This is a genomic window from Flagellimonas onchidii (assembly GCF_004804315.1).
Taxonomy (GTDB): Bacteria; Bacteroidota; Bacteroidia; order Flavobacteriales; family Flavobacteriaceae; genus Flagellimonas; species Flagellimonas onchidii.
Map to the genome: position 1 here is coordinate 1 of NZ_SRXX01000033.1, position 8320 is coordinate 8320.

Below are 8320 nucleotides of genomic sequence, written 5' to 3' on the forward strand. Positions count from 1 at the left end.
CCCTTTGCAGACTTTTGAGGATTCCATACTTTTAGCAAAAGAAAAGCTCATCGAATACAATGAGCTTAAAGGTTCTTTTCAAGTGTCAGATTAACCACAACTGTCAGGTTAAGTAGTGGCTAGTACACTTAATTTAATACTGAATCTAGTTAAAAAATAACTCACTGGTGTCCTGAATAATTAACTGAAAACTAAATACAGTAGAGTTTTATATTAGAAAACCATATTCATCTAATATCTTTTTAAGGCTTTGATAACAGCAGACGACAAATTACTGATTACAAAAGAAATCAATACGATTGTAGTTGACTATACCAAAAAAGTAGTGATTCGTAAATTGTTGGTGTTGTTAAGTTTTGAATCAACTAGCGATTGCGAAGTTGTTACAGACTTAATTCGAAGCCTGAACTTTTATGGTATGAATGCCAAACCTACAGAACTTGAATTTCAGCTTTCTGAACTATTAGAAAAATTCATTGAAAACCTTAAAAAGGAAGAACAAACTGCCTTGCACTTTTGGACACTTAATCAAAAATACCTGTACTACCTAGAAGAATTTGAATGTGACGATGATAGATATTTTGAAAATGAATTTGATAAAAGGTTCGGTAGGGAATTGGCCCATAAAATCTATGATCCCAATAATAGTAATTTGAGACAAGACACTTTTCAAGAGCTAAACAACTTCCTAAGCATTTTTGCATCGGAATTGGATTTGTCGATAATTGATGAATTTACCGCAGAACAAATTTTGGAAGAAATTGACAGATATTGTTTACATGCTTAATGGCATAGTTTTTGTCGCGGCAAGTTGTTATTTTTAACTTGTTTGTCTGAGAGATTTAATTGTAAAAGTTGAAAAAACTATGAGATAATATTAATTTGAATTCTCCTATGGAAGCTCCGAAAATGCCCTATTCTCTGGCCAGTCAACAGAAACCTAATGATAACTCTCCCAAGGAAATGTTGACTTTTATAATCAGGAGATTATACAAGAAAAAATGTGAACGGGAATTTTATTTTAGTAGTCAGATGGCCAACCTTCTCTTTACCCACGGTTTCGAAGATCAACCTAAGATAACTAAAGTTAGAGGGTCATTTAAAAAATTTGTTGAATACAAGGGGACGAAATTCAGATTTAGGTTGAATCAGATTTATCAAGCCTACCCAGAAATTTGGGGCGTAGAACCAGAGTCAATTCCATTAGAAGATGAGATTGTTAAGGCCATAAATCACGAAATTAGTTCAGTAATTAACCGAAAAGAATTTTTAAGTGTTTTCAATGTAAGTCATGTTGGTACTATTGATGGAAATCAAGTCTACACAGCTTATTACAATGATGATAATGAGGAGTCCCAAACCATGTTGCCTGAGGGTATTATGATTGATTGTAAAGTCGACCAGAATAGGTATAAGGTTGTTCTACTGGAACAAAATATTAGAAATAGAAAAGTTACATGGTCGGTCGAGGAAGAACTACCCAATTCTAGTAAAGCAACTTTAAGTGCAAGCCCCGAATTTTTACTTAAAACGTTAAAAAAAAGAATTGAGGATTTTGATTCAGACTACATAGCTTTTGGCAATTTGTTTGATGAAATTATTTATCCAGAGAATCTTCCTGGGCAAATACATTATAACGAGCTTTTATCAACTTCTCAACTAAGAGCACAAAACAATTGCCTAAACAATGATTTAAGTTTTATTTGGGGGCCTCCGGGTACAGGGAAAACACACACACTAGCAAGGGTTTTATATAACTTGTATCTGTCCAACGAGAGAACTTTAGTTTGTAGCATTGCCAACGTAGCGGTTGATGGAACACTTAAGAAGTTTTTAGAACTCACTGACGGTTTAGCTCAAAAAGGCAAACCTAGACTAAGAGATAAAAGTGTTCTCAGAATTGGATTTGTAACAGATGAAGAGCTACTTGAAAGAGATGATATTTACCCGGAAGATGATAATATTAGAAACCTTGTAGCTAACAGGGAAAGATTATTAAAGCAGAAATCCAGAATAAGGAATGATTCAGCCAGATACGGCTTAATTCTTTCTGAAATCAATACACTGGAGGAACAGATTAAGAACGCAATCATAGGCCTTTCAAACAATGCCCAAATGCACTTTTGCACGTTATCAAAAGCTATCTTAGATGAGCATTTGTTTGATTCATATTATGATGCTATTGTCATTGATGAGGGAAGTATGGTAAGTCCAGCTTATTTATATGCTATTTGTAGAAAGCAACCGAAAAGAATAATAATTGCTGGTGATTTCAGACAGTTGGGGCCTATAGCAATTGGGAACTCAATGTATATTGATAAGTGGCTAAAAAGATCATTGTTCGAACTTTTAGGAAGTGATAAAGAGATAACATCTCATCCATCTGTAAATATGCTACAAGAGCAAAGGCGAAGTCATTCCGATATAGTTGAACTCATATCCAGGATTTACTATGAAGATAAATTGATTCCCGTGCCAAGTAATCATCATTCAAAATATATCGAGCTAAATCCAAACGCTAATAAGAGCGTGGCCTTTATTAGTCTTACTGACAACCCAATGTATAAAGTTGAGTACAGTGCAAGCCAATCAAGATTTAATTATGGTTCTTTTGAGAAAGTAAAACAAATGGTTTCAAGTATTATACAGGATTCTAAGGACGCTACAATCGGTGTTATTACTCCATATAAAGCACAAGTAAACCTTTACAAAAAGTTCTATGCCGAAAATGCTGAAACAATAGGATTAGAAAAGGAACAACTATCAGTTGGAACGGTCCATAGTTTTCAGGGAACTGAATATGATATTGTAATTTTTGATATGGTGGATTCTCTGAAGAGTGAAAAAAACATTCCTATAGGTAATTTATACTTTCACAAGGTTGGTGAGCAGTTAACCAATGTAGCCGTCAGCAGGACCATAAGTAAATTGATTATAGTTGGCTGTGATAGAGTATTGTCTGAAGGTGCTAAAAGAGATCAAGTTTCTTCATCAACAAAGAGGTTAATCAGATACGCAAAGGAGTTGGCATATGGTTAAGAGTTTTCGTTATGGAATATATTATGAAAACTTAGTTTGCGAAATAATAAAAGGAAATAAAAAACCTCCATTGCTTTTCGATAATGTTATTTTATTTCACTTTACAAATAGGGATTTTTCTATTGAAAAGAGTTGTAAAATGCTGCAAAAGGATGAAAATTGATTAAAAATGCAGCACGAATGCAGCACGAAAAATATAAAATGGATTTTTAATTTTTATGCAAATTATTGAAAATCACATACATAAAAAGAAAAAAGCTCCGAAATTTCGGAGCTTTTCGCGGTCTGGACGGGACTCGAACCCGCGACCCCCTGCGTGACAGACTGAAATTTGCTAATTTAACCAAAACCAAAAACAACATAAATAATTGAATGTCAATTTATTAGTAAAATTTGATTTCATTTGAAATGCTTTGGTTTCAAGAAAAAGTATGCACAAAGTATGCACATTTTTTTGTACCTTAAATAGAAAATCAAGCATAAAATGGCACTTATTAAATTGGCCTTGGACACACGGAAAAATGTTAAGAACAGAGATGGACTTTTTCCAATCGTTCTGCGTGTTTTTCATAAAAAGCAGAGCTTGATACGGCTAGGTCATCATACTTCAATAAATGGATGGGACGATAGAAATTCGCGATTGAAAAAGTCAGCTCTTGTGAACAGAAATATAAATTGTGATGAGATTAACCAAGAATTGGACGGAAAATTATATGCCGCCAAAGAGTTGGTAAGGGAGCTTGGGAGTAGTATTGATAAACTGGACATTCAAGGGTTTGTGGACCATATTAAAGAAAAATGGGACTATAATCCAACTTCTGAGGTCAGGCATAGGATAGATAATCGAATTTCGATTTCAGAATGGGGCAAGGTGGTAATCGATAGAAAGAAGAGTGCTGATAGTCCTGCTACTGCAAAGTGGTGCCAGGACGGGATAGATGCATTAGTAAAGTTTAATAAAGGGAAAGATGTAATGCTCTATGATATCACGGTTTCTTTTTTAAAGGACTTTGAAGCTTACCATTTAGGAAGGGGCAATAGCAAAAATACCATCAGCATATATCTAAGGGCCATAAGATCCATCTACAATAATGCAATACAAGAAGATAGGTTCATACCAATAAAAAACGCTTTTGAACACTATAGGATTCCTTCAGGCTCAAGAACAAAAAAAAGGGTAGTGGGCAAGGAGAAGATTACTGCCATTAAAGAACTACATTATGAGTTTGGTTCACCACTCTGGCATACAAGGAATTATGTTCTCATCATGTTTTATTGTAGGGGCATGAATTTTATTGATTTGGTCAAGATAAAAGTTAAGGATATTTCCAACGGACGCTTATATTACGGTAGAAGCAAGACGGGCAATCCCTTTTCTGTAAAGATTACGGAAGGACTACAGATTATATTGGATTATTACCTCAAGGGTAAAAAACCTTCCGAGTTCTTATTGCCAACCAACTATGATGGAAGTTCCAAACATTACCAAAAGTATAAGTCACAGAGAAGAAGGATGAACGAACGACTCAAGATTATTGCAAAGGACGCTGGTATTGAGGGGAACTTCACCACTTATTACATACGTCATTCCTGGGCAACAATAGCAAAATACATGGGAATATCCACTGAGATTATTAGCGAAGGCCTTGGGCATTCCTCCATTAGGACTACTGAAATATACCTAAAAGATTTTGATGATCATATTTTGGATGAAGCTAATGAAATGATTGTTTCATAAATGTTTAATGTTAAAAGTGTCAATGAATACTTTTAATTGACAGTCAATTAGTTTATTTGATTCCATGATGAAATAAGAATATTTATTGGGTCTCTTTCCTCAATATTTTATAGCATATGGCATAATATATGTAGCTATTAATGTACTTAAACAGCAAACCCCATAAAATGAAACAAACATTAACCTCTATATCCCTTTTGCTCTTTTTGATATTTTATGTGGTATCCTGTACTGCACCAAAATTTACTTTTGAACATGGGGGACTAAGTGAAATCGACTTTAATCAAGGAAAATGGATTTTGAACAGACCAATAACGTTTGGTATAGACGATGATCAATACGAGTATGTTTTGAAGGAATGGAAATCATTGATAGGTGATTCACTTTATTCACTATATGATTTGCGACAAAATAGTCTGATTTCAGAAAAAATTAAATTTGAACTCGATGATAAGGATTTAGAAAATATTGGTTTAGGTACTGATTGTGATTACATTATAACTACAAAAATTGAAATTTTAAACGAAGAATTAAGTGCATTATCTCCGCCCAGGACTACAATAGATGGGGCAACAACCATAAGGTCTAATGAAGCTACTGTCCATGTACAAATATATGACCTGAAAGACAAGAATTTAATATCATCACAAAAAGCAATAGGTTCTATAGGAGAAGTTGCAAGAAATGACGTAAAAAATGGAATTAGTATGGCGTTGACTTCAAAGGGAATCGCAATAAATGGAATAGATGAAATAATCAATTATTACAAAAAAAACAAAAAAAGCCGTCATGATTGATATTCATGACGGCCGTGGCAGTGTCGGTAGCTTAATTCAGTAAAAATCTGATTTCTACTTACAGATTATTCTCTTATAAGCAATAAACTCAATCCCCTTTGCCGATGACTCTTTTCCCTTTTATTTTTCCATTTCTGAGTGCGGCACCATACATATCTATGGTAACTTTGTCATGTTTTTTAGCATTCATCTGGTCGGCAAAGTGTTTCCAGGCATTACTTCCATTTTTAGAATTATATGAAAGTAAAAATGAAGGCGGAAATTTATAATCCGTATAGCTTTTTCCTCTCGTCACCCTATTTGCAACAATCACTTGGGTATCCTTGGGAGCGTATCTCACTATCCTTACTTTTACCTTGTTGTCTTTTAAATTCTTTCGGAATTCCGAGCTGAGAGCACTTTTCGCACCTTTCAATAGTTCTTTAATGCCATCGTTAACGTTACCAGCAGTTACACCTTCAAAATGAATGTCCCATTTTGGAAATATGATATCATTTATCTCAATTACCAAGGGGATAAGAATCTGACTTTCATTACTGATTGGCCATGCAGGTTCAATTATTCTGTCTTGAATTACCCTTCCCTGCATATCGTAGGTGACCCCTTTGTATTTATATTTTATATGGTGCGATGAGAATGGGTTATAAATTGTATATGGGTTTTTATAATTGAACATGAGAGAATTGATTCCCATTTCCACATAATCCGCAGTACTTGATTGACTCCATCCGACGAGTCTCTTTTTTTGGTACTTAACTTTCATGCCTATTTTATTGAATAGGAGATAATTCTCATTGTAAAATTGAGTTTGAACCCTATGAGTGGAATCGTGATAATCATTACACTTTACTCTATTGCCGAAAATACTTTGCCAAACACTATCCTCTGAATATTGGCAAGTGCCAAAGCTCATGGGCTTTATTATCGGCATGCTGGCCTGTAAAGATGTAGAACTGCTACCTCCTGACCCACTACCAGAGCTACTGCCAGATCCACCACTGGACCCCCCTCCAGATCCACCACAATTTTTATAACTATTTATCTTAGAGTCAATAGATACTCTTTGTAGTTTCATTGGTTCTAACATATTATTTGAAATGCTAGATTTATAATGATTACATGCACCCCTAGCGGCTAGTAATTTTTCTTTACTGGATATTTTTGATGATTCATTTGAAAGATAATTTCTTAAATATTCTTCATCTCCTATTTTAGATGCATAGATTCCCAATGTAGTGTAAATGTATAGTGAATCTCCCACATAGATTTCGCGATCTTCATTTAAAATTGCAGCAAAATTGGCATCACTGATTAATTCATCGTCCAAGTCAATTTCATCATCATCATCATTTTTAGAACTATATAAATACCCTTTTTTTGCAATTTTAGCTTGTTTTTGAATTAAGAAGGCACTCATTGCATCTTCCTCATTATCTTCAAAGAGTGGACGAAGAGTTTTAAATCCTTGCTCAGTGAATTTGTTGACCTTTTTTTTGATTTCGGATTGGTCATTTTGCTCCATAAACTGCGCTAAGGATTCCTTATTGTCAAATTTAAGTTTGTTATTGACGACTTGTACTTTTACCTCAATTTGTTTAGGTTCTTCCGACGCAATTGCTTCAATCTCCGGTTCTTTTGAACAAGAAAGAATCAGCAAAGTCATAAATATCAGGTATGGTATATTGTTTATTTTTTTCATCTTAATTGCAATCAATGGTTATGGTTTTTTTTCTTAGAACACCGTCATTTTCTGATTGTGCCCAAAATTCAATTGAAAATTTGTAGGCTTTCAATCGACGACTTGAATAATAAGGTCTATATGACTTGTTTGCCTTATTGAATATACTGGACTGATAAGGACCAATTGTACCTGATTTCTTTTTATTTCGCCAAAAGTTTCCTGAACCATTTGTTTTTAGGAACATTTTCCATTTGCTTGTACCATCAAGTCCCAGTTCCTCTTCAATTTTACTTTGCAAAGAGTTCAAGAATCCCGCTTTTTGGTAAACAACTTTTGCATGAATCTTCGAAGGTGTTGTACTAAAATTCAAATTCCATGATAGCTTTCTTTTACCACAATACCTAGATTTCGCTGAAATCGCATCATCTACTTCTCCATTTAAAATATCTAGAACGTTATCATCGGTGCTAAATATTCTTGTATCCTTATTGTTGAGTATTTTCTTGGAATCTTTTGAGTTGGTAGTAACATAAACCTTCTCGCCGAGGGCATCAAGCCTTAGTATATAGTCACCAATTTTTATCTCAGATTTAGTGTTTATCAAAGTTGCCAACAAGTCGTCGTAAATACCATTTTCTTCTCTTTCTGATTCCGAAATTTCAGTTTTCATGGATTTAAACCCAAGATTGTTGTTCCATGCTTCTAATTCTTGAAGAGACATTTGGCCCAAATAATCCAAAGCTTGGTCATAATCTCCCCTAGATGGGAAGTCTAACATGCCATCGTTAACAAGGACTTGGAACAATGATTGTTCGCTTGGCAGAGAATTTTTATCACCGTTTTCTATGTCGGAATCATTTTTTTCACAACCGAAAACGAAAAGGAGGTATAATATTCCGAATAAATAAGATTTTTTCATTTTTTTTGTATTTAATCATGAGTCATGACAACTTAAGAGGGTTGTTTCTTAGGTTATGTATGATGAATTTATATAAATTTTCGTTTCTATAATTATATCTGAACTCTGTTTCTTTGAGGTGTAGGTAAAATGTGTTTTTGTGCATT

6 protein-coding genes and 1 pseudogene are annotated in these 8320 nt (G+C 34.1%); 4 read left to right on the forward strand and 3 right to left on the reverse strand.

Annotated elements, in window-relative coordinates; all coding sequences use genetic code 11:
* Positions 1–250 precede the first annotated feature (250 nt).
* The 4 genes from E4661_RS18480 (at position 251) to E4661_RS18495 (ending at position 5574) form a co-directional block, all read left to right on the forward strand.
* Complete coding sequence (locus E4661_RS18480) at positions 251–787, forward strand: hypothetical protein (RefSeq protein ID WP_136468947.1); 537 nt, start codon at positions 251–253, stop codon at positions 785–787.
* A gap of 107 nt (positions 788–894) precedes the next feature.
* Positions 895–3039 (forward strand): DEAD/DEAH box helicase, encoded by a 2145-nt coding sequence (locus E4661_RS18485; RefSeq protein WP_136468948.1) that lies wholly within the window; start codon positions 895–897, stop codon positions 3037–3039.
* Between the two features lie 484 nt (positions 3040–3523).
* The gene (locus E4661_RS18490) at positions 3524–4777 is read left to right on the forward strand and encodes a site-specific integrase (protein ID WP_136468949.1); all 1254 of its coding nucleotides are present in this window, start codon (positions 3524–3526) and stop codon (positions 4775–4777) included.
* Positions 4778–4944: 167 nt separating this feature from the next.
* Complete coding sequence (locus tag E4661_RS18495) at positions 4945–5574, forward strand: hypothetical protein (RefSeq protein WP_136468950.1); 630 nt, start codon at positions 4945–4947, stop codon at positions 5572–5574.
* An 88-nt stretch (positions 5575–5662) separates the two neighbouring features.
* On the opposite strand, the gene E4661_RS18500 is transcribed toward E4661_RS18495, so the two are convergent.
* The 3 genes and pseudogenes from E4661_RS18500 to E4661_RS19525 form a co-directional block, all read right to left on the reverse strand.
* Complete coding sequence (locus E4661_RS18500; protein ID WP_136468951.1) at positions 5663–7237, reverse strand: hypothetical protein; 1575 nt, start codon at positions 7235–7237, stop codon at positions 5663–5665.
* Between the two features lie 37 nt (positions 7238–7274).
* Positions 7275–8174: a DUF4848 domain-containing protein gene (locus E4661_RS18505; RefSeq protein ID WP_136468952.1), complete on the reverse strand. Its 900-nt coding sequence runs from the start codon at positions 8172–8174 to the stop codon at positions 7275–7277.
* Positions 8175–8196: 22 nt separating this feature from the next.
* Positions 8197–8320, reverse strand: a pseudogene (locus E4661_RS19525) (IS1595-like element ISIse1 family transposase); the annotation flags it as partial.

Coding starts and splice junctions, on each gene's coding strand:
- E4661_RS18485 (WP_136468948.1), top strand. CDS start 895: ATGGAAGCTCCGAAAATGCCCTATTCTCTGGCCAGTCAACAGAAACCT.
- E4661_RS18490 (WP_136468949.1), top strand. CDS start 3,524: ATGGCACTTATTAAATTGGCCTTGGACACACGGAAAAATGTTAAGAAC.
- E4661_RS18495 (WP_136468950.1), top strand. CDS start 4,945: ATGAAACAAACATTAACCTCTATATCCCTTTTGCTCTTTTTGATATTT.
- E4661_RS18500 (WP_136468951.1), bottom strand. CDS start 7,237: ATGACTTTGCTGATTCTTTCTTGTTCAAAAGAACCGGAGATTGAAGCA.
- E4661_RS18505 (WP_136468952.1), bottom strand. CDS start 8,174: ATGAAAAAATCTTATTTATTCGGAATATTATACCTCCTTTTCGTTTTC.